The organism is Paenibacillus pasadenensis DSM 19293 (genome assembly GCF_000422485.1).
Taxonomy (GTDB): domain Bacteria; phylum Bacillota; class Bacilli; order Paenibacillales; family Paenibacillaceae; genus Paenibacillus_O; species Paenibacillus_O pasadenensis.
On record NZ_AULW01000001.1, the window covers coordinates 419,198 to 438,581 of the forward strand.

Consider the following 19,384-nt stretch of genomic DNA (forward strand, 5'->3'; position numbering starts at 1 on the left):
AGCGTGCCGGTCGCCCGGCGGCCCGCAGGCTCGTGCACGCTCGCTTACTTGCCGGACATCGCGATCTTGTCCTGCACCTGCTTGACGGCGTCGTCAAGCGACTGCTGCACGTCGCGGCCTTCGGAAGCGAACTTCAGCGCGTTGGCCATCGGATCCCAGACGTAGTCCAGCTCCGGCACGGTCGGGAACGGCTGGCCGTACTGCACCTGCTCGGAGAAGCCGGCGACGAGCGGATCGCCCGTCAGCTTCTCGTTGTTCAGCACGCCTTTGACCGGCGGCACCTGACCCGTCTTTTCGTAATACTCCAGCGCGTTCTCCTCGTTCGTGATGAACGCGGCCAGATCGCTCGCCCACTCCGGGCTCTTGGAGAACTTGGAGAGCATCCAGCCCTTGACGCCGATGAAGGACGTCGGGTGCTTGCCGTTGTCCAGCGTCGGCAGCGGCGCCACGCCGAGGTCGTCGCCGAGCTGCTTCTTGTAGTCGGTGATCGCCCACGGTCCGTTGATGACCGCGCCGACCTGGCCTGCTCCGAACAGGCCGCCGACGACGTCGCCGTTCACGCCTTTCGGCAGGTAGCCCTTGTCGAACCAGCTCTGGATCAGCTTCACGCCGGCGACGGCGCCTTCCTTGTTCAGGCCGATGTCGGCGGTGTCGAAGCCGGTGTCGGTCTTCTTGAAGATGTAGCCGTCGTTGCCGCCCATGAACGCCCACGCATAGTAGAAGTTCAGCCCTTCCATCAGGAAGCCGTACTTCTGCTTCTTCGCATCGGTCTGCTCGGCCGCCAGCTTCTCCAGATCGGCGACCGTCGCCGGCGGCGTCGGCACGAGCTTCTTGTTGTAGAACAGCGCGTACGTCTCTGTGACGAAAGGCAGGCCGTACAGCTGGCCGTCCTGGCTGAGCGCGGTGAGCGATTCCGGCGTGTACGCGTCCAACACCGGCTGCTCCGCCTTCACCGGCTGCACGAGCCCTTTGAGCACCAGGTTGCCGATGCCGGGCTGGAAGAACAGGTCCGGCCCTTTGCCGGCCGGTCCGTCGAGCGAGAGGATCTGCTGCTGGTCGTTCATCTTGACCGGCTTGACGCTCACCTTGATGCCCGTCTTCTCCGTGTACTTGTCGGTGATGGCCGTGATGGCGGCGACGCTCTCGGCGTTGTCGTCGGGCCAGATCGTCAGCTCGGCCGGCTTCTCCGGCATGCCGCTCGCTTCGCCGCCTGCGTTCGCGGCGGCGTCGTTGGACGGCGCGGCCGTAGGCGCCGCTTCGTTCGCGGCGCTGCCCGCATTGCCGGCGCTGCCGCTGTTGCTGTTGCCGTTGCTTCCGCAGGCCGCCAGGCTTGTGAGCGAGAGCGCCAGCACCAGCGCCGCCGCTGCGGTCGTTTTTTTGTTCATCGTTGTATCCTCCCCTATGTGTCGCGATCCAGCTTGCATGATGTCATTGTAGAGGCTGGGGCCATGCGCCCACTACCAACCTGGTGACCGGCTTGAGCACGATTGTGACATGGTTCGGGACGTCTGCTTGTAGCCGCTTCTCCAGAAGGATTCCGCCCTCTCCGCTTCCCGCAGACCTCCCCGCTTGGATGCCCTCGGCAAGCCGCCTCGCCATCAATTCCTTCGCCGAGCCTAAGGGGTCCCTGCTCGTCCCTCCTAGGATCAGCTTGCACATCGAACATGAATGAACTAATATGAACGTATTAATACGAATACGAACTCATAGGAGGTTCATCATGGAAATCCGCTACGCATCCCATCCGAACGAAGTCAAGGCGTTCGACACGACCCGCCTGCGACAGGAATTCCTCATCGAAAGCCTGTTCCAGCCGGACCGGCTGACGCTGACGCACACGCATGTGGACCGCTTCATCGTCGGCGGCGCCGTGCCGGCCGGCACCGGCATCAAGCTCGAAGCCGACAAGAAGACGATCGGAGCCGCCAGCTTCCTCGAACGCCGCGAGATCGGCATCATCAACGTCGGCGGCAGCGGCACGATCGTCGTCGACGGCACCGAATATGCGATGGCGCCGAAGGACTGCCTGTACATCGGCCGCGGCGCCCTCGACGTGGAGCTGCGCAGCGACGATGCGGCGAGCCCGGCGAAGTACTATTTCAACTCCACTCCGGCCCATCAGACGTACCCGACCGTCAAAGCCGCGATCAGCGAGGCGACGCCCGCCCATCTCGGCAGCCAGACGAACTCCAACGAGCGCACGATCTACAAGTACATCCATATCGACGGCATCCAGAGCTGCCAGCTCGTCATGGGCATGACGCTGCTCAAGGAAGGCAGCATGTGGAACACGATGCCGTGCCATACGCACAACCGCCGCTCCGAGGTGTACTTCTACTTCGACATGCCGGACAGCGGCAACGTCTTTCACCTGATGGGCGAGCCGCAGGAGACGCGCCATCTCGTCGTGCGCAACGAGCAGGGCGTCATCAGCCCGAGCTGGTCGATCCACAGCGGCGTCGGCACGAGCAGCTACACGTTCATCTGGGGCATGGCCGGCGAGAACCAGGTGTTCGACGACATGGACGCCGTGGCGATGCAGGATCTGCGCTGATGCGCTAAGATAAGATCAACCCTTGCACGAAGCGGAAATTGCCCCCGGATAGGATGAACGCGGATGAACCCATTGCGAAGACATGAGACGATTATGGAAATGCTGCTCGCCCGGCGCGAGGTGACGGTCGCCGAGCTGAGCGAGCGGCTGCAGGTGACCGGCAAGACGGTGCGCGAGGATCTCGCGAAGCTCGAGGAGCGCGGCCTGCTCGCCCGCATCCACGGCGGCGCGGTGCTCGCCCAGGACGGCCAGCTCGGCATCCTGACGGCCAAGGAGCCGCTGGAGCGCCACCATGCCGAAAAAGCCGCCATCGCCGCGCTGGCGCTCACGCTCGTCAAGCCGGGCGCCGTCATCGCCCTCGACGGCGGCAGCACGACGCTCGAGATCGCGCGGCTCCTCGACAACGAGCCGCTCACCGTCGTCACGAACGACGTCCGCATCATCGCCGAGCTCGCGCCCAAGGACCGCATCCAGCTCGTCGTGCCGGGCGGCTATCGGGTGCGCAACATGCTTGCGGGCGCTGAGGCGGCCCAGTACGTGCGGCGGCTCAACATCCAGACGGCGTTCCTGTCCGCAACCGGCGTGCATCCGGACAACGGCTTTACGATCTACACCGGCGACCTGCTGGAGCTGAAGCGGGCTTTCGTCGAGACGGCCCGCGCCGTCTATGCGGTGGCGGACCACAGCAAGTTCGGCCAGAGCGCCTTGTTCACCTTCGCCCGTCTGGACGAAGCGACGGCGATCCTGACCGATGCCGACGCGGACGAGGAGGCCACCCGGCCGCTTCGCGCCGCCGGCATCGCCGTCTGGAACGGCGCGCGCCCTTCCTCTTGAGCGGACGACCCCATTCTCGATAAAGAAGGACGGATCCCTATGTTCAATCTGCAAGGAAAGACCGCGCTCGTGACCGGCACGTCCGGCGGGCTCGGCCAGGCGATGGCTGTCGGCCTCGCCGAAGCCGGAGCGAATGTCGTCGCCGTCAGCTCCTCCGGCAGCGCGGCCGCGGTCGGCCAGATCCGCGGCCTCGGCCGCGAGGCGGAGGACCTGCAAGCCGATCTCAGCCGCCTCGACGAGCTGGGCGACGTGTTCGAGCGCGCCGCATCCCGCTTCGGAGGCATCGACATCCTCGTCAACAACGCCGGCATCATCCGCCGCACGCCGGCGGCGCAGCACAGCCGCGAGGACTGGCAGGCGGTCATCGACCTCAACCTGAACGCCGTCTTTTACCTGAGCCAGCTCGCCGGCGCGCATATGATCGAACGCGGCAGCGGCAAGATCGTCAACATCGCCTCGATGCTGTCTTTCCAAGGCGGCATCAACGTGCCGGGCTACACGGCCAGCAAGCATGCCGTCGCCGGCCTGACCAAGGCGCTCGCCAACGAGTGGGCGTCCAAGGGCATCCAGGTGAACGCCATCGCGCCGGGCTACATGGAGACGAACAACACCGCGCCGATCCTCGCCGACGAGGCGCGCTACCGCTCGATCACCGAGCGCATCCCGGCCGGACGCTGGGGCACGCCGGATGACTTGAAGGGTCCGGTCGTCTTCCTCGCCTCCTCCGCCTCCGATTACCTGAACGGCCACGTGCTCTGCGTGGACGGGGGCTGGCTGGCGCGCTGACCGGGCCGTTATGGTACCGTTTTTTCGATCATCCAGACCAAGCTTGACCTTGTCCGACAGGCTGTCCCTCGCGAAAGCGAGGGGCAGCCTGTTTTTTTTGCAGCCGGCGCAGCTGCAAAACCGGTTTAACGACGAGGATCGGACGTTGAAGTGGGGAAAGAAGCGACATCGCCCTGCAAAATCGCGCCAATCTTCATCGAATCGGGGCTTTTTACGAAAGGTTCACCCTACGTTTAGCGTGAGTTTATAAAACCGGTTTAATGTGGGCTTCGAGAGACAGGAAAGCGAGGTCGAACGCAATTCGTGGCTACCATCGAGGATGTCGCAAGAGCAGCCGGCGTGTCGAAAGGCACCGTATCGAGCGTGTTCAGCAAGAAACGCCCCATCAGCAAGGAAGTGACCGAGCGGGTGCTGGAAGCCGCCCGCGGCTTGAACTACAAGCCCAACTACTGGGCGCGCAGCCTGGCGAGCCGCTCCACCCGCATCATCGGGCTCAACATCCGCGGGGAGCCTTACCGCTTCGGTCCCTTCCATCTCGCCCTCATGAACGGCGTGCTGCGCGTCTGCTATGAGCATGGCTACCGGCTGCTCGTGAACACCTTGTCCCCGGGCTACCTCAGCCAGGTCGAGAACCTGGCCTCGGACCCGGTGGACGGCGAGATCATCCTCGACCCCTCCGCCAAAGGAGATGCCCGGATCGAGGACCGGCTCGCCAGCGGCACGCCGCTCGTCGTCATCGGCCGTCCCTCCGCCGAGCATGAAGCCAAGGTCAGCTATGTCGACCATGACAACGCGGGCCTCGCGGCCGGCGTCACCCGCTGCCTGCTGGAGCTCGGCCACCGGGACATCCTGTTCCTCAATGCTCCCGAGCTGCGGACCGTCGCAGAGGACCGCGCTCACGGCTACCGGGAGGCGTACCGCAAGGCGGGCTTGGAGCCTCCTCCGCAAAGGCTGCTCCACAAGCCGGAGCGCGGCACGTCCTCCCATCAGTTCGGCTTCGACGCCGCCAGCGCCATGCTGGAGCGGCATCCCGCGATTACGGCGGTCATCGCGGACAATGAGATGATGGCGCTAGGCGTGTACAAGGCGGCGGAAAGCCTCGGCCTGTCGATCCCCGGCGAGCTGTCCGTCTTTGCCTTCAGCGACGATGCCGTCCTGTTCCCCGAGCTCTCCCCGCCGCTCGCCGGAGTCCGGCAGCATGCGGAGCAGCTCGGCATGGAGGCGGCCGCCATGCTCATCGAGCAGCTGCGCAGCGGCAATTCGGCCGCGCGCCGGACGCTCGTTCCTGCCGAGCTCGTCCCTCGGGCGTCCTGCTCGGCTCCCGCCGTTTCCCCTCAATCTGTCTAATTCTAAGGAGGCTGATCTTCATGAAAACGAAACCTTGGCTGGCTGCCGCTATGGCGGCGGCGCTGAGCGCGAGCCTGCTGTCCGGCTGCAGCGGAGCGGACAACGGAGGCAACGCGGCATCTCCCGCTCCCGGCATCTCGGCGAGCCCTGCCGCTCCGCAGAAGCTGCGCATCCTGAGCGCGAACGTCGGCGGCAAGACGCCGGAAGAAAACGAGAAGTTCGAGGCCGCTCTGAGCGAGCTCACCGGGATGGACGTGACGCTGGAGAAGCCGGCGGAGGGCTACGACCAGAAGGTGCTGACCGCGCTCGGCTCGGGCGAGAAATACGATCTGATCGAGGGCAGCAACCTGGGCGTGCTCGATACCTTCGTCGAGCAGGGAGTCGTCAGCGACCTGACCGAGTTCGTCGAGAGCTCCGCCGTGCTGTCCGATCCGAAAGTCATCCCCGCCGCGGAGTGGGAGCAGCTGACGGACAAGGACGGACGGATCGTGGCCGTCTTCAGCAAGTTCCAGGGAGGCACGATGCCGATCGTCCGCAAGGACTGGCTGGACAAGCTGAAGCTGAGCGAGCCCCAGACGCTGGAGGACTACTACGAGGTCCTCAAGGCGTTCAAGGAGCAGGATCCGGACGGCAACGGCAAGGACGACACGTACGGACTGAGCACCTCCGGCCTCTATGACATCCAGGGCTTCATGAGCGCGGCCGGACTTAAATACCGGTATGTGATGGAGGACGGAAAACGGACGATTCCGTACGCCACCGATGCCGCGGTCCCGATGTACGAATGGTTCGCCAAGCTCTTCAAGGAAGGCATCCTCGATCCGAACTTCGTCACCAACGATACGGCCAAGATGCGCAATCTGTTCCTCACGGATCGGGTCGGCATGGTCACGTACTGGGATGCCTGGGTCGGCATGTTCAACAGCCTGCGCCAGCAGCAGGATCCCAGCACCGCCTTCGCGGCGGCGGCGCTGCCGCCGGCGTCAGGCCCGGACGGCGAGCGGATCATGCGCCGGGGAGACCCGGACTACTGGTTCGTGCCGGCCAACGCCGAGCATCCCGAAGCGGCCAAGCAGTTCCTCGAGTTTTGGCAGACCGAGCCCGGCATCATGCTCGGCAGCCTCGGCATCGAAGGCGAGGATTACATCAAGGAGGGCGATAGCCTGAAGCTGACGGACATCGGCAAGGAGCACAACATGGATCACGGCGTGCCGTTCTGGTACAACGAGAACGTGAAGCCTCCGTTCGGCAAGCTGCCGGGCGTGCAGGAGGCGCAGGACCTCGTCAAGGCCCACGCCTCGCTCGAGCTGGCGCTGCCCGGTTGGAGCGACGCGGAGAAGATCGTGCAGCAGTACGCGCTCGAGGCGATGTCCGGGAAGCGGCCGACGCGGTCAAGCGGATGCGCCAGGAGCTGCTCGCCAAGAAGCTGATCGACGAATAACAAGGGCGGTCGGCCCGGGAAAGGAGCAGCAGCCTTGACGACGATGAAGCGCTTCGGCGCCCTGTACGCGATGATGATTCCGGTCGTCCTCTACTTCCTTGTCTACGCCTACTATCCGCTGGCTCGCGGACTTCAGATCAGCTTCCAGGATTACCGGCTCATGGGCACCCATCCCTACACCGGCTGGGACAACTACCGCCTCGTGCTGCAGGACGCTTCCTTCCTGGATGCGTTCGTCAATACGCTTCTCATCGGCGGCGGCACGCTGGCGCTCGGCTTCGCGGCCCCGCTCGCGATCGCCCTGTCGCTGAACGAGGTGCTGCGCAGCTGGTTCCGCAAGACGGCCCAGATGGTCCTCTATCTGCCCCATCTCCTGTCGTGGGTCGTCATCGGGGGGATGTGGATCTTCCTGCTCTCCCCCGATACGGGGCTCGTGAACGTCGTCCTCGTCAAGCTCGGGATGAGCGGACCGATCCATTTCCTCGCCGATGCGGGCTGGTCCCGGTGGATGCTCATCCTGCTCGTGACGTGGAAGGACATGGGCTACAACTGCATCCTGTTCCTGGCCGGCATCGTGTCGATCAGCCCGTCGCTCTACGAGGCGGCGCGCATGGACGGGGCTTCCCGCTGGCAGCAGATGCGCGATGTGACGCTGCCCCAGCTGTCCGGCACGATGAAGGTCATTTTCCTGCTCAACACGCTCGGCATCCTGAGGATCTTCGATCCGGTGTTCATCCTGAGGAATCCGGCGACCGCCTCCAAGGTCGACGTGCTGATGATGTATACGTTCCAGAGAGGCATTTTGGAAATGAAGATCGGACCTGCAGCGGCAGCGAGCTTCCTCGTCGTGCTGCTGACTTTTGCGCTGACATTCGCCGTCCGGCGTCTGATCCGCTTTGACGAGGTGTAGCCCGTGGGCGATCGCTATGACCGGCTCGGATGGACCAATCGGACCTTCGACGCCTTGAATGCGGGATTCCTCATCCTGCTCATGCTGACGATGATCATTCCATTCCTGAACGTGCTCGCCTTGGCCTTCTCTTCCGGCATCGCCTCGATGCAGCCGGATATCGTGCTGATCCCGAAGGACTTCAGCACCGAAGGGTTCGTCACGGTCTGGAGCAGCCTGGACCTGTGGCGGCCGCTGCTCAACAGCACGATCGTCACGCTGTCCGGAACCGCGCTCCATGTGCTCTTGTCCAGCCTGGCGGGCTATGTGTTCATCCATCCGCATCTGCCGGGCCGCAAGCTCATGATCAGCTTCATCCTGCTGACGATGATGGTGCCGCAGGAGGCCGTCATGATTCCGCTCTATGTCGTGAACAAAGACCTGCATCTGATCAACACGCTGAGCGTGCTGGTGCTGTCCGGCCTCGTGTCGGGCTTCTCGATCCTGCTCATGCGGAACTTCTTCTCCGCCATCCCCTACGAGATGGCCGAGTCGGCCAAGATCGACGGCGCCGGCGAGCTGCGCGTCTTCTTCACGATGTACATGCGCCTCGCGGCGGCGGGGCTGGCGACGGTGACGCTGTATGAGTTCGTCGGTCGCTGGAACATGCTGACGCCTGCGGTCATGTATATTACCGACATGGCCAAGATCACCCTCCAGGTCGCCCTGAAGTCGATGATCGTCGATTCGGCGGCCACTTCGAGCAGCTACCTGATCACGACCAACGTGCGGATGGCCGGCATCGTCATCAGCGTCCTGCCGCTGATCGCCGTCTATCCTTTCGTGCAGAGGCATTTCATGAAAGGCATTCTCGCAGGCGCCAACAAGGAATAGGACTTCGAGCAGAAGGAGGACTGGAGATGAATGGAAACAGCTTGCCGGACGACGGGCTCCGCTATGATGCGGACCGCCTGGAGAACGGACCGAACGCGGAGCATCCGGGCGTCCAGACGCTGCGGCTCACGCGCCGGATCTCGGCGGAGGAGAAGAGGACCTATCCGGAACTCGCCTTCGACGTGGAAGAGGACCTCGAGCGCATCGAGGTCCTCTACGAATACGACCGTCAAGGCGGCGAGGCCGTCATCGACATCGGCCTGCGCTCGCCCGAGCGCATCGTCGGATGGAGCGGCGGAGCGAGAAGCCGCTTTTTTGTCGCCGCGGAGCAGGCTACGCCGGGCTACCGCAGCGGCAAGCCCGGGCGCGGGCGGTGGGCGGTCATGCTCGGAGCGTACCGGATTCCGGAGGGCGGCGTCACGGTGTCGGTCGAGGTGCGGCTCCGGCGGCCCGTCAGCCGCTGGGTCAAAGGCGACCTGCACGCGCATACGACGCACAGCGACGGCGCCTATTCGCTCGCCGAGGCCAGCTCGTCGGCGGCGAGCCGCGGGCTCGACTTTCTCGCGTTGACCGACCATAATACATCCTCGCAAAATGCGTTCGCCGATCGGGCCGACGAGCGCCTGCTGCTGCTGCCCGGCGTGGAGCTGACCAGCTATGGCGGCCACGCCAACCTGCTCGGCCATCCGGATGCTCTGGACGACTTCCGCGTCGCGTCTCCGCAAGAGGCGGAGCGGCAGCTGAGCCTGGCGAGGGAACGCGGAGCGTTCGTCTCCCTCAATCATCCGTTTTGTCCCGACTGCCCTTGGGAGTTCGGCTTCGATCTGCCGTTCGACGCCATCGAGGTCTGGAACGGTCCTTGGCGGGAGCTGAACGAACAGGCGCTGTCCTGGTGGCAGCGCCAGCTGTCTCTCGGCCGCAGGATCGTCGCCCTCGGAGGCAGCGATACGCATCGCCCGGATCGCTACGTCCGCCACGGAAGGCCGGCGGCGTCCCTCTGGACCCGCTCTCCGGGCACGGCAGGGCTGATGCAGGCGCTGCGCGCGGGAAGGGTCGTCCTCTCCCATGATCCGGAGGATACGTTCCTGACGCTGCGCTCCGGCAGCGCCGGCGTCGGCGACGAAGCTGCGCCGCATCCGGACGGCAGCCTGCCGCTGACGATCGGCATCCATGCGGCGGCGGACGACGAGATCTTCCTCTGGTCCGATCGCGGCCTGGAAGCCGCATGGAGGCTGGCCGGCAGGGCGGACCCCTCCCCGGAAGCAGCCGCGATGGCTGCGGCATACGCGTCGCTCGCCGGTCCAGGCGGCTTGCCGGAGGGCGAAGGCTCATCCCGCGCCCAGCCGGACGTCCCGGCGACGGATGTCCGTACGGACCGGGAAGGGCGCGCCACGCTGAGCTTCGCCGGAAGCGGCGACCGCCTGTTCTATCGTCTCGAGGCCCGGCGCCGCCTGCCCGCTTCTTCCCGGACATTCGTGACCTGCCTGACGAATCCGGTCTATGTCAAGCGTTGAAAATCCCCTTCAGACAGCCGGGCCGAATCCGTCCGGTATGCGGACGGGCTGACGCCGAAGCGGCGGCGGAACAGAGCCGCGAAATGGTTGTAGCTGCGGAATCCGACCTCCGCCGCCGCCTCCGAAGGCAGACGGCCGGCATGCGCGAGGAGCAGCGCGGCCTGCTCGAGCCGCATCTCCGCGAGCGTCTCGAGGATCGTCCTGCCGGTCTGCTCCTTGAACAGATGGGACAGCCGGGAGGGCGAAAGCGCGGCGATGCGGGCCAGGTCCTCGATCCGCAGCTCCTCCTCCATGCGCGAGGCGAGCACGCGCAGGACGGCGGCGACGCGGGGATCGACGCGGTCGCCGAGCTGCGACGCCGCGAGCAGCAGCAGCGCCCCGAGATGGTTCTCGCAGCGCAGCAGCCCGTAAGCGCCGCGCTCCCGGGCATCCTGGAGCAGCAGCCGGAACGAGCGCAGCGCGCGGCGGCGGAAAGTGCCGGACAAAGGCACGTTCAGCAGCTCCTTCTCCGGCAGCAGGCCGGTGTGCGGAAGACGGGCGAAATGGCACCACATGAAATGCCATTGCTCCCCTTTTGCCGTCCCGTATTCGTGGGCGACATCCTTGCGCAGCAGGATCAGATCGCCCTCCGAGCACGAGCTCTGTTCGGCCGGGGTGCGGAAATATCCCCTTCCTCCCAGCGTGTAGGCGAGCAGCCAGCTGTCCGCCCCTTCCGGCCGGCGCACGGAATAATCGTCGCCGCGGCGGAAATGGCCGGCGACGAGGCCGGGGATGCTTTCTCTCATGACGCGCCCTCCTTTTTTCAAATGCCGCCGTGCGGCGGATGCGGATGCGGCAGCAGAATCCAGCCAGATATAAGCAGGATCCGGACTTCCGCGCGTCCTCCTTCATCCTCTATGCTGGACTCATCCCGCTCCCACGAAAGGATGATGAAGCATGACCCAGCCCGCTTCGCCTCAAGACTCGCTGCGCTCGTTCCAGGACGAGGGCTACCTCATCGTACGAGGCTTGCTCCGCCAGGAGGAGATCGATGCCATCCGGCGCGAGTTCGACGCCATCGCCGGAACGGCTGTCCCCGGCTATTTCGAGCCGCAGTTCGGCAGCGATGCCGCCGCCGATCCCCTCAAGCGGTACCCCCGCGTCATGCATCCGCACCGGTTCAATGCGCTGTCCCGCAGCTTCATGCTGCATCCCGGCGTGATGGGCGTGCTCCGGGAGCTCCTCGGCGAGGAAGCGGTCGCGGCCCAAAGCATGTTCTACTACAAGCCGCCCGGATCGCGGGGCCAGGCGCTGCATCAGGACAACTTCTACCTCAAGGTGGAGCCCGGCACCTGCATCGCCGCCTGGACCGCCGTCGACCGCTGCGACGAGGAGAACGGCTGCATGCTGCTCGTTCCGAAAACGAACGTCAGCGATATCGTCTGCCCGGAGGAGGCGGATGTCAAGGAGTCTTTTACGACTCACTACGTCAAGCCGCCGAAGGACGAGAAGCCGGTCGCGGCCGTCATGGAGCCCGGCGACGTGCTGTTCTTCAACGGAAGCCTCATCCACGGCTCGTACCGCAACAAGTCCAAGGACCGCTTCCGGCGCGCGTTCATCTGCCACTATGCCGGCCTCTCGTCCACGTCCATCTCGCATTGGTACAATCCGCTCTACCGCGCGGACGGGACGGAGCTGCGCCTGCAGGACAATCCGGACGGTGGTCCCTGCGGCATCGAAACGCCGGCCTATCACTGACCGCCCCGCTCCTCCGCTCAGAGGCTGGAGCGGAGGAGATGACGAGGAGCCAATCGCTCTTGGGCATGCGAGCGCATTTTTCCGTCGCAGCCCTGTCAACCTGCGAGGATAAACGGTCCAAAAAGAACCTTCCGGGCGTCGTGTTCGCGACGCCCGGAAGGTTCTAGTCATAGGAATGCGGAAAATCCGCCGAAAGCTCGGCTCGAACGATCAGAAAGCCCAGTTGCCGCCGCGGAAGATCGGCTCCACCGAGCCGTCCTGCGTCACGCCGTCGATATTCATCTCGGGCGAGCCGATCATGAAGTCCTCGTGCACGAGGCTGCGGTTCGCGCCGCGGCTCGCCAGCTCCTCCGGCGACAGCTCGGTTCCGCCCTCGAGGTTGACCGGATACGCCTGGCCGAGCGCCAGATGGCAGGAGGCGTTCTCGTCGAAAAGCGTATTGTAGAACGTCACGCCGGAGTTCGAGATCGGCGAGTCGTCAGGCACGAGCGCGACCTCGCCGAGGCGCACCGCGTTCTCGTCCATCGACAGCAGCTTGGCCAGCGCCTCGTAGCCTTGCTCGGCGGTGAAGTCGGTCACTTTGCCGTCCTTGAACGTCAGGGAGAAGTTCTGGATGAGCTGGCCGCTGTAGTTGAGCGGCTTGGTGCTGCGGACGATGCCGTTCACCCGGTCCTTATGCGGCATGGTGAACACTTCCTCCGTCGGCATGTTCGGGTTGAACAGGACGCCGCGGCCGTTTTTCTTGCCGCCGCCCAGCCACAGATGGCCGTCCGGCAGGCCGATCGTCAGCTCGGTGCCCGGCGCCGTGAAGCGAAGCTCCGCGTAGCGCTTGGCGTTGAGGCGCTCGACCATGTCCAGCAGCGTGGCGTTGTGGCCGCGCCATGCCTCCACGGGATCCTCCAGCCCGATGCGGGTGGCGTCGACGATCCGCTCCCACAGCTTTTCGACCGCGGTCTCGGACGGCTCGTCCGGGAACACCTTGGCCGCCCATTCCGGCGTCGCCCAGGACACGAGCGTCCAGGCGTTCTCATGGTTCATGAGCGCGTTGCGGTATGGAGCCAGCGCCGTCGACGCCGCCTTGGAGCTGGCGGCGACACGCTCCGGATCGACGCCGGTCAGCAAGTCCGGATCGGGCGAATAGATCTGGATGAAGGCGGCGCCTTCGGCGACGAAGCCTTGGAACGCTTCCGCGCGCCACATCGGATACTTGGAGAAATTCTCTTCCGGCGCTTGGAGGAAACGGATGCGGGTGAGCTGCTCGTCGTTGTACTCGACGAACACGTCGCTCGCTCCGGCGCTGTAGGCGCGGGAGACGATCTGCCGCGCCAGCGGGGCGGCGGCGATCGGAGCCATCACGACGACCTTTTGGCCGGGCTGCACGTTGACGCCGACGCGGACGATCAGTTCGGCGTAGTTTTCCAGTTGCTGCTGAGTCGGAATCATGGTCAACCTCCACTAAGAAAAGGAATAGCCTGCATCTCTCCAGTATAAGGAACGCAGCGGCAAGTTCCAAGGGCAGGCTTGCGCGGCGAAGCGGTGCTCCACACATGCGCCAGCACGAGAAAAAAGGGCCGCCGTCGAGGCAGCCCTGGAACCGATTACTCTTTACGGAAAGCCGCTTCCAGCGCTCCCGTATCTTCGAACACTCGAAAATACTTGATCTTGCCGTCCTCCACCTCGCATGCGGCCGCCCAAGAGCTCGCAAAAATGCGGCCGGTCGAGCGGACCCGGTGCCGGAACTCCCCCCAGGCGAAAACCGTCCCTTCATCGGCCAGCATCCGATGCAGCTTGACCTCCTGCGGCTCCAGCTCCCGCTGAAGCTTGGACAACAGCGTCCGAACCCCTTCGACTCCGCGATAAGTGCCATAAAAGGGATGCCGCTCCGACTCATGCTCGCAGGCCGCGATGAAAATCGCTTCCGGGTGGACGTACTCGAGAGCCGGTTCCACCTCCCTCATCCTCTCCATATAGCTCAGCAAGACTTGGTTCGCCTTCATGGACGTCGCTCCCCGCTCGTTCGGGTCGCTCTCAGCAGGCTCATCACGACGCCGAGGTGGATGCCCTCATGGACGAGAGCGAAGTTGAACAGCTCGGCCGCGGTGCGGAACGAGAACGGCCCCATCTCCAGCGGCGGCTTCAGCTCCGCCTCCCATTTCTCCGGCGCGATCTCCGACAATCGGCCGAGCTGGGCGGCCAGCTGCTCCAGCAGCTCCGCCTTGGTCGGGGGAGCCTCCGTCCAATCCGCAGGCTTCGTGCCCGAGTCGAACAGCGCCGCATAATGGTCGGGAATGGCCGACGGCACGCCGAAGCACAAGGCCGCATATCGATCCCTCCAATACACGATATGACCGATATTCCAGCGGATTGTGTTGGCGAAGCCTTCCGGCTGCCGATCCAGCTGCTCCTCGGCTGCCGCCTGGACCTGGCCGAGCACGACTTGACGCACCACTTGACTCGTATGGACGATGGCTTGATGCATGATTGAATTCCTCCTTGGTTTCGGATGGCTTCCTTGATTCAAGAGTACCGAAATCGCGGAAAGCCAACCATCCCGCAATTCCGATGCCATCGATCGGTTTCGCTACTCCAAGGGCGGCGCAATGCGCGGCCGGCCGGCTTTGCGCTATAATGGAATGAACTGGACCATCCGTGCCCGACCACTTCATTCGATGAAGGAGCCATGACATGGAACTTAGGCAGCTCCACTATTTCGCGGCCATCTGCAAGGACATGCATTTTTCCAAGGCGGCGGAAGCTCTCTGCACGACCCAATCCAACCTCAGCCAGCAGATCAAGTTCCTGGAGAACGAGCTGGGAACTCCGCTGTTCGACCGCATCGGGAGGCGGATCGCGCTCACCGAGGCCGGACGGATCGTCCTGGAGCAGAGCCGGCTTATTTTTGAACGAGTCGATTATATTCAAGCGGCGATCTCGGATTTGAAGCGGATGGAGGGCGGCCAGCTCGATATCGGCATCCTTCCCGGCGACGGGGATCTTCTGTTCGACGCGCTGCTGATCGACTTCCACCGCTCCTATCCGAAGCTGTCGATCCAAGTGACGGAGACGACGGAGGTGTACGGGCAGGTGCTCGAAGGAGTCCGGGACATCGGCGTGACGACGACGCCGGCCGATCCGGATGACCGCATCGCGGTCATTCCGCTCTTTCATGAAGAATTCGTGCTGGCGGTCCGCTCCGACCATCCCGCCGCCAAGGCCAAAGCGATGTCCTTCGAGCAGCTGCAGCAGCTGAAGCTGGTCGCCTTCGGAGACGAGCACCAGATGACCAAGGTCATCCGGGAGAGCAGTCGAAAAGCCGGAATCCTCCTCGACCGCCCGATTGTCGCGCCCTCGCTGTCGACCCTTCTCGCCCTGGTCGAGCAAGGCGTCGGAGCCTGCATCCTTCCGCGGCTGCTCGTAGACAATCTCGGCCGCGATTCCATCGCTGCCGTGACCCTCTTGAACCCGACTCCGAGCCAAGACATCTGCATCCTCTACCGCAAGGACCGGTTCATGAGCCAAGCGGCGAAGCTGTTCATGGAGCTTCTGCAAGACTTTATCGACAAGGCGCAGGAGGCAAGCCGCCGTTCGTTAGGGTGAAAAGGAAAAAGCGTTCCGATCCGCGCACGCATAGGCGGATGGGAACGCTTTTTTGCTCCGGCTGGAGGCAGCGCTTGGACGCTTCGAGACCGCAGTCAGCCGAGCGGCTCCGTACGGCGCATGGCGTCCGGAGCTTCATGCAGCGGCATCGCCGCCGGCGGATTCGGCCGGCCGAGCAGCATGCGGAGGCCGAAGGCGAGCAGCAGGAACGCGGTCGCCGCGGCGGGCAGGTTGTAGCGGACGGTCTGGTACAGAGCATAGATCCGCGGGGCATGCTCGGCGGCGAGCGGCATGACGAACCGGTCCGCCAGGAAAAACGCGCCGACGGCGATCAGCGCCGCGCCGATCCAGCGGCTGTAGGCCGACAGCTCCGTCAGGACGGGCACGTCCGCCAGCTCGCCGCGCTGGAAGCGGCCATGCTGCTGGATCGCGTCGAAGAAGGCGTACAGCCAGACGAGCGGCAGCAGGAACAGGAACAGCGTCATCCGCAGGCTGTCCATCAAGTAGATGGACACGAGGAACAGTCCCATCAGCTGCAGGCCGCGCTTCTGCAGGCCGAGGTACAGATGGCCCGCTCCGGGCAGGAACGAGAGCGCGGCGGCGGCCATCTTGTTTTTGCGGCCGGAGGCGAAATGCCCCTCCAGCTCCTCGAACAGCGAGCGGTCGACGAGCGGCTCTCCCGCCTGCTTGCGCTGCACGAGATGCACGGCGTCGAACATCGCGTAGATCCACAGCACCGGCAGCAGCAGCAGGAAGAGCAGGAACACCGGCGTGTCCAGCACGATGGCGACGAAGACGACGAACACGCCGAGGCCCGCGAACGAGACGAGAAAGGCGGCGCCCCGCTGCATGAGGCCCAGGTACATATGGCCGAGCCCGGGGACAAAGGCGAGCAGGATCGCCGCCGTCTTCTCGCGCTGGCGCTCCGCCGCCATCGTCGGCACGAGACGCGCGGAGGGGATGCCGCTGCCGTCCATCGGACCGGGCTCGAACGCATGCGACGGCGCTGCCGGCGCCGACAGCGCCGTGACGAGCAGGTCGATCATGCTGACGCCCCAGACGAGCATCGGGAACAGCGCGAACACGAGGAATTCTCCGTCCATGCTGCCGGTCGCCGCGATCAGCAGCAGCAGCGCCGACGGGCCCCAGAACAGCAGGCCGTACAGCACCATCCGCCCGAACTTGCGCAGATAGGCGTGTCCGGCTCCGGGCAGGAAGCCGAGCAGCAGCGCCAGCAGCGGATGCGCCGCAGGGGCGGGATGCATAGGGTGGTTCATGGTCGTTGTCGCTCCTTTGTCGGGAATAGATGTCGTGCTAGGAAAATTCATAGAGGACGCTCCGCCGGGGCGGCTAGGGCGACGGATTTAGCAGGGCCGCTCGGCCGGTGCGGGAGCAAGCGGGACGGAGCCGCGCTTCGACGGCGCGCGCAGCAAGCGCCATCCGTCAGCTCGCTCCGCCGTCCCGATAACGGGCCGACTGCCACTCCTGCAGCAGCCGCGACGTGCGGTCGACCACACGGGACGACCAGCTCTCCTCCCCGGCGTCTGGACGCTCGGTCGAAAGAGACGGCTGCGGCGGACGGGCGGAAGCCGCGTGCTCCAGCTGGCGCCCGAGCTCGCCGAGCGCTCCGCTGCCGAGCAGCAGCAGCGTCAGCGCCGCCGCCAGGCCGTAGTGGAACGCCGGATGGCGCGTCCAGCTCCGGCGCCGCGGCGGCGGCCTGCGCTCGGCGTCCGCCTGCTCGCGGGCCAGCTCGTCCAGCACCGCGGCGCGGACGCGCTCCAGCGCTTCTCCCCGAAGCCGCTCCGCAAGCGCAGCCTGCTTGGGGCATTCATCGCGCGCCGGCTCCTCTGCGAGAGCCGCGGCCTGGAACGCCTCCAGGCAAAGCTCGCAGCTCTCCAGATGCCGCTCCATGGCGAGCCGCTCCGGCGCGCCGCCAAGCCCGGCCGCATAGCGGCTCCACGATTCCATCGGTGGATGCGGGTTCATTCGAAGTCCTCCTTTTGCCAATGCCGTCTCATCCAGCTGCGGGCGCGGTAGAGCTTGGACTCCACGCTCCTCGGCCGCAGCCCCCTCTCCTGCGAGATCTCCTCCTGCGTCCGGCGGCGAAAATAAAAGTCGCGGATCATCGTCCGGTATTCCTGCGGCAGCTCGGCGACCTTGCGCCGCACCTCGCGCCTCCGCTCCCGCTCGATGACCTGCTCGGCCGTGCCCGGAGCTTCGTCGCCCGGCTCCATCCATGGCGCCGCGGCGGCCTCGTGCCCGAGCTGAAGCTCGGCCGGCTCCTCCCGCCGGGCCTTGCTCCGCTTCCAGTCGATAGCGCGGTTGACCGCGATGCGGGTGATCCACGTCTTGAAGCCTTCCAGGCGGCATTCCGGCAAGGCGCGGCTGATGGCGAGCAGCGCCTCCTGCAGCACGTCTTCCGTATCGTGGGGGGAGCGCAAAATCGCGTAGATCGTGCGGTATAGATAATCTCCATATTCGTCGATGATCTCTCCGAACCGGTCCGTCCCGCTGTCCCGGACGGCTCGAAGCCATGCTTCGTCCTGCCTGATCGTCTGCGCCCCCCTTTCCCCATCCTGAATATAGACGAGCGGGGAGGGACTTCCCCCTGCGCTTGGCGAAACTTTTTTTTCGAGCGGAGGTCCGGTCAGGCGGGAAAGGCGCTGCCGCATGGAGAAAGATTCCCCTTAAGCTCGGCGCAGGCTGCGGTTGCGGATCGCCCAGGCGATCCGGGAAGGAGGCGGTTGCGTGGCATCAAATCCGGCATATGTCCCCTTTACCTTCTTGCTTGCCGCCGCCTTGATCGCGCTGCTCGGCATCGGATGGGCGCAGCGCAAAAAGCGGCTCGGACGCGGAGTGCTGATTCTGTCCCCGCTCGCGGCCGCCTTTCTGCTGCTTTACTTCTGGCATATTCCGTTTCATGACGCGGCTCGAAGCGTTCTCGCTCCGAGCCGTTCCTACAGCTGCGAGCTTGACGGCGATGGAAGCCGGACGCTGGAGCCGTTCACGATTCCGTTGCCGAAACGGACCGTCTTCAAAGGGAAGACCAACGCTTGCTCCCCTTTTTACCGAACGTATGCGACTAACGACAGGAGGGCTCGCGAGGTGAAGATCATTGACCTATCCCATCGAATTCAAGACGGAATGCCTCCGTATCCGGGCGATACGGAAACGACGCTAGTGCATTCCAAGGTCTATGAACGAGACTTTTATAACAACCATCAACTGACGATCAACATGCACGCCGGCACGCACATTGACGGACCGATGCATTTGCTGGACCGAAAGGAATATTTGAGCGAGATTCCGTTGGAGACGTTTATCGGAGAAGGCGTCGTGATCGATGTATCGGGGGGCATGAAAGAAATCGCTTATAAAGAAGAGTACGAGGAAAGGATCAAGAACAATCAGATCGTCCTTCTCTACACCGGCTTCGGCAGCCGTTTCGGGCAGCCTGGCTATTTCTCGGACCATCCCGTCCTGACGATGGAATTCGCGCAGCTGATCGTAAAAAAGCAGATCAAAATGATCGGGCTGGACATGCCGTCGCCGGATCGCGATCCTTTTGAAATCCATAAGTGTTTATTTGAAAATAGGATTCTCATCGCAGAGAATTTGACGAATCTGGACCAGCTGCTCCATGTCCCGGCGTTTGAGGTCATCGCGCTGCCTCTTTCGATTCGGGCAGATTCTTCGATCGCGCGGATCATTGCAAGAATCTAGCAGCAAGGGGCGAAAAGACGGCGATAGAGGCCCTTGAGCGGGTTGGCAAACACGCCCTGGCTCGGCGC

Annotated in this window: 19 protein-coding genes; 11 read left to right on the plus strand and 8 right to left on the minus strand. The window is 64.4% G+C overall.

The window, feature by feature from the left end; genetic code table 11:
- Window positions 1–44 precede the first annotated feature (44 nt).
- A complete protein-coding gene (locus H582_RS0101825) occupies window positions 45–1,385 on the minus strand; it encodes an extracellular solute-binding protein (RefSeq protein ID WP_028597128.1) in 1,341 nt (446 codons plus the stop codon).
- Between the two features lie 335 nt (window positions 1,386–1,720).
- On the opposite strand from H582_RS0101825, the gene kduI reads away from it, so the two are divergent.
- From kduI to H582_RS25550, 8 genes are all read left to right on the plus strand, one after another.
- Entirely contained in the window at window positions 1,721–2,554 is an 834-nt protein-coding gene (gene kduI / locus H582_RS0101835) for a 5-dehydro-4-deoxy-D-glucuronate isomerase (protein WP_028597129.1), read from the plus strand.
- A gap of 63 nt (window positions 2,555–2,617) precedes the next feature.
- Window positions 2,618–3,388, plus strand: a complete 771-nt coding sequence (locus H582_RS0101840; RefSeq protein ID WP_028597130.1) for a DeoR/GlpR family DNA-binding transcription regulator — start codon at window positions 2,618–2,620, stop codon at window positions 3,386–3,388.
- A gap of 39 nt (window positions 3,389–3,427) precedes the next feature.
- Window positions 3,428–4,174, plus strand: coding sequence for a 2-dehydro-3-deoxy-D-gluconate 5-dehydrogenase KduD (gene kduD / locus H582_RS0101845; RefSeq protein ID WP_174817677.1), 747 nt, complete (start codon window positions 3,428–3,430; stop codon window positions 4,172–4,174).
- Window positions 4,175–4,477: 303 nt separating this feature from the next.
- Window positions 4,478–5,521 carry a LacI family DNA-binding transcriptional regulator gene (locus H582_RS0101850; protein ID WP_028597132.1) on the plus strand — a complete coding sequence of 348 codons (1,044 nt, stop codon included), beginning with the start codon at window positions 4,478–4,480 and terminating at the stop codon, window positions 5,519–5,521.
- A gap of 20 nt (window positions 5,522–5,541) precedes the next feature.
- The gene (locus H582_RS25545) at window positions 5,542–6,951 is read left to right on the plus strand and encodes an extracellular solute-binding protein (RefSeq protein ID WP_240478900.1); all 1,410 of its coding nucleotides are present in this window, start codon (window positions 5,542–5,544) and stop codon (window positions 6,949–6,951) included.
- Between the two features lie 54 nt (window positions 6,952–7,005).
- Window positions 7,006–7,872: an ABC transporter permease subunit gene (locus tag H582_RS0101860; RefSeq protein WP_043110811.1), complete on the plus strand. Its 867-nt coding sequence runs from the start codon at window positions 7,006–7,008 to the stop codon at window positions 7,870–7,872.
- Window positions 7,873–7,875: 3 nt separating this feature from the next.
- Window positions 7,876–8,745 (plus strand): carbohydrate ABC transporter permease, encoded by an 870-nt coding sequence (locus tag H582_RS0101865; protein WP_028597134.1) that lies wholly within the window; start codon window positions 7,876–7,878, stop codon window positions 8,743–8,745.
- Window positions 8,746–8,771: 26 nt separating this feature from the next.
- The gene (locus H582_RS25550; protein ID WP_052332869.1) at window positions 8,772–10,259 is read left to right on the plus strand and encodes a CehA/McbA family metallohydrolase; all 1,488 of its coding nucleotides are present in this window, start codon (window positions 8,772–8,774) and stop codon (window positions 10,257–10,259) included.
- Here H582_RS25550 and H582_RS25555 read toward each other — a convergent pair.
- Complete coding sequence (locus H582_RS25555; protein WP_052332870.1) at window positions 10,244–11,044, minus strand: helix-turn-helix domain-containing protein; 801 nt, start codon at window positions 11,042–11,044, stop codon at window positions 10,244–10,246. The two genes, H582_RS25550 and H582_RS25555, sit on opposite strands and share 16 nt — an antisense overlap.
- Window positions 11,045–11,195: 151 nt before the next feature.
- Between H582_RS25555 and H582_RS0101880 the strand changes: the two genes are divergently transcribed.
- Complete coding sequence (locus tag H582_RS0101880) at window positions 11,196–11,996, plus strand: phytanoyl-CoA dioxygenase family protein (RefSeq protein WP_028597135.1); 801 nt, start codon at window positions 11,196–11,198, stop codon at window positions 11,994–11,996.
- Window positions 11,997–12,206: 210 nt separating this feature from the next.
- Here H582_RS0101880 and H582_RS0101885 read toward each other — a convergent pair whose 3' ends face one another.
- The 3 genes from H582_RS0101885 to H582_RS0101895 all read right to left on the minus strand — a co-directional run bounded on the left by H582_RS0101885 (window position 12,207) and on the right by H582_RS0101895 (window position 14,475).
- Entirely contained in the window at window positions 12,207–13,439 is a 1,233-nt protein-coding gene (locus H582_RS0101885; protein ID WP_028597136.1) for an aminopeptidase, read from the minus strand.
- Window positions 13,440–13,594: 155 nt separating this feature from the next.
- Entirely contained in the window at window positions 13,595–13,993 is a 399-nt protein-coding gene (locus H582_RS0101890) for a nuclear transport factor 2 family protein (protein WP_028597137.1), read from the minus strand.
- Entirely contained in the window at window positions 13,990–14,475 is a 486-nt protein-coding gene (locus tag H582_RS0101895) for a DinB family protein (protein WP_028597138.1), read from the minus strand. The genes H582_RS0101890 and H582_RS0101895 overlap by 4 nt, the downstream gene beginning before the upstream one ends.
- 206 nt (window positions 14,476–14,681) lie before the next feature.
- On the opposite strand from H582_RS0101895, the gene H582_RS0101900 reads away from it, so the two are divergent.
- Window positions 14,682–15,593 carry a LysR family transcriptional regulator gene (locus H582_RS0101900; RefSeq protein WP_028597139.1) on the plus strand — a complete coding sequence of 304 codons (912 nt, stop codon included), beginning with the start codon at window positions 14,682–14,684 and terminating at the stop codon, window positions 15,591–15,593.
- 95 nt (window positions 15,594–15,688) lie between these two features.
- On the opposite strand, the gene H582_RS0101905 is transcribed toward H582_RS0101900, so the two are convergent.
- From H582_RS0101905 to H582_RS0101915, 3 genes are all read right to left on the minus strand, one after another.
- On the minus strand, window positions 15,689–16,870 hold the full coding sequence (locus H582_RS0101905; RefSeq protein ID WP_127464392.1) for a hypothetical protein: 1,182 nt from the start codon (window positions 16,868–16,870) through the stop codon (window positions 15,689–15,691).
- Between the two features lie 166 nt (window positions 16,871–17,036).
- Window positions 17,037–17,579 carry a cupin domain-containing protein gene (locus H582_RS0101910; protein WP_028597141.1) on the minus strand — a complete coding sequence of 181 codons (543 nt, stop codon included), beginning with the start codon at window positions 17,577–17,579 and terminating at the stop codon, window positions 17,037–17,039.
- Complete coding sequence (locus H582_RS0101915; RefSeq protein WP_084136472.1) at window positions 17,576–18,265, minus strand: RNA polymerase sigma factor; 690 nt, start codon at window positions 18,263–18,265, stop codon at window positions 17,576–17,578. Before H582_RS0101915 ends, H582_RS0101910 begins: the two co-directional genes overlap by 4 nt.
- A 76-nt stretch (window positions 18,266–18,341) precedes the next feature.
- On the opposite strand from H582_RS0101915, the gene H582_RS32680 reads away from it, so the two are divergent.
- On the plus strand, window positions 18,342–19,316 hold the full coding sequence (locus tag H582_RS32680) for a cyclase family protein (protein ID WP_240478901.1): 975 nt from the start codon (window positions 18,342–18,344) through the stop codon (window positions 19,314–19,316).
- Window positions 19,317–19,384: the final 68 nt, after the last annotated feature.

Bases quoted from the DNA above. Each gene is read 5' to 3' on its own strand.
- H582_RS0101880 (WP_028597135.1), top strand. From the start codon at position 11,196: ATGACCCAGCCCGCTTCGCCTCAAGACTCGCTGCGCTCGTTCCAGGAC.
- kduD (WP_174817677.1), top strand. From the start codon at position 3,428: ATGTTCAATCTGCAAGGAAAGACCGCGCTCGTGACCGGCACGTCCGGC.
- H582_RS25545 (WP_240478900.1), top strand. From the start codon at position 5,542: ATGAAAACGAAACCTTGGCTGGCTGCCGCTATGGCGGCGGCGCTGAGC.
- H582_RS0101825 (WP_028597128.1), bottom strand. From the start codon at position 1,385: ATGAACAAAAAAACGACCGCAGCGGCGGCGCTGGTGCTGGCGCTCTCG.
- H582_RS0101900 (WP_028597139.1), top strand. From the start codon at position 14,682: ATGGAACTTAGGCAGCTCCACTATTTCGCGGCCATCTGCAAGGACATG.
- H582_RS0101895 (WP_028597138.1), bottom strand. From the start codon at position 14,475: ATGCATCAAGCCATCGTCCATACGAGTCAAGTGGTGCGTCAAGTCGTG.
- H582_RS0101890 (WP_028597137.1), bottom strand. From the start codon at position 13,993: ATGAAGGCGAACCAAGTCTTGCTGAGCTATATGGAGAGGATGAGGGAG.
- H582_RS0101910 (WP_028597141.1), bottom strand. From the start codon at position 17,579: ATGAACCCGCATCCACCGATGGAATCGTGGAGCCGCTATGCGGCCGGG.
- H582_RS0101915 (WP_084136472.1), bottom strand. From the start codon at position 18,265: ATGCGGCAGCGCCTTTCCCGCCTGACCGGACCTCCGCTCGAAAAAAAA.
- H582_RS0101905 (WP_127464392.1), bottom strand. From the start codon at position 16,870: ATGAACCACCCTATGCATCCCGCCCCTGCGGCGCATCCGCTGCTGGCG.
- H582_RS0101860 (WP_043110811.1), top strand. From the start codon at position 7,006: ATGAAGCGCTTCGGCGCCCTGTACGCGATGATGATTCCGGTCGTCCTC.
- H582_RS25555 (WP_052332870.1), bottom strand. From the start codon at position 11,044: ATGAGAGAAAGCATCCCCGGCCTCGTCGCCGGCCATTTCCGCCGCGGC.
- H582_RS0101840 (WP_028597130.1), top strand. From the start codon at position 2,618: ATGAACCCATTGCGAAGACATGAGACGATTATGGAAATGCTGCTCGCC.
- kduI (WP_028597129.1), top strand. From the start codon at position 1,721: ATGGAAATCCGCTACGCATCCCATCCGAACGAAGTCAAGGCGTTCGAC.
- H582_RS0101885 (WP_028597136.1), bottom strand. From the start codon at position 13,439: ATGATTCCGACTCAGCAGCAACTGGAAAACTACGCCGAACTGATCGTC.
- H582_RS25550 (WP_052332869.1), top strand. From the start codon at position 8,772: ATGAATGGAAACAGCTTGCCGGACGACGGGCTCCGCTATGATGCGGAC.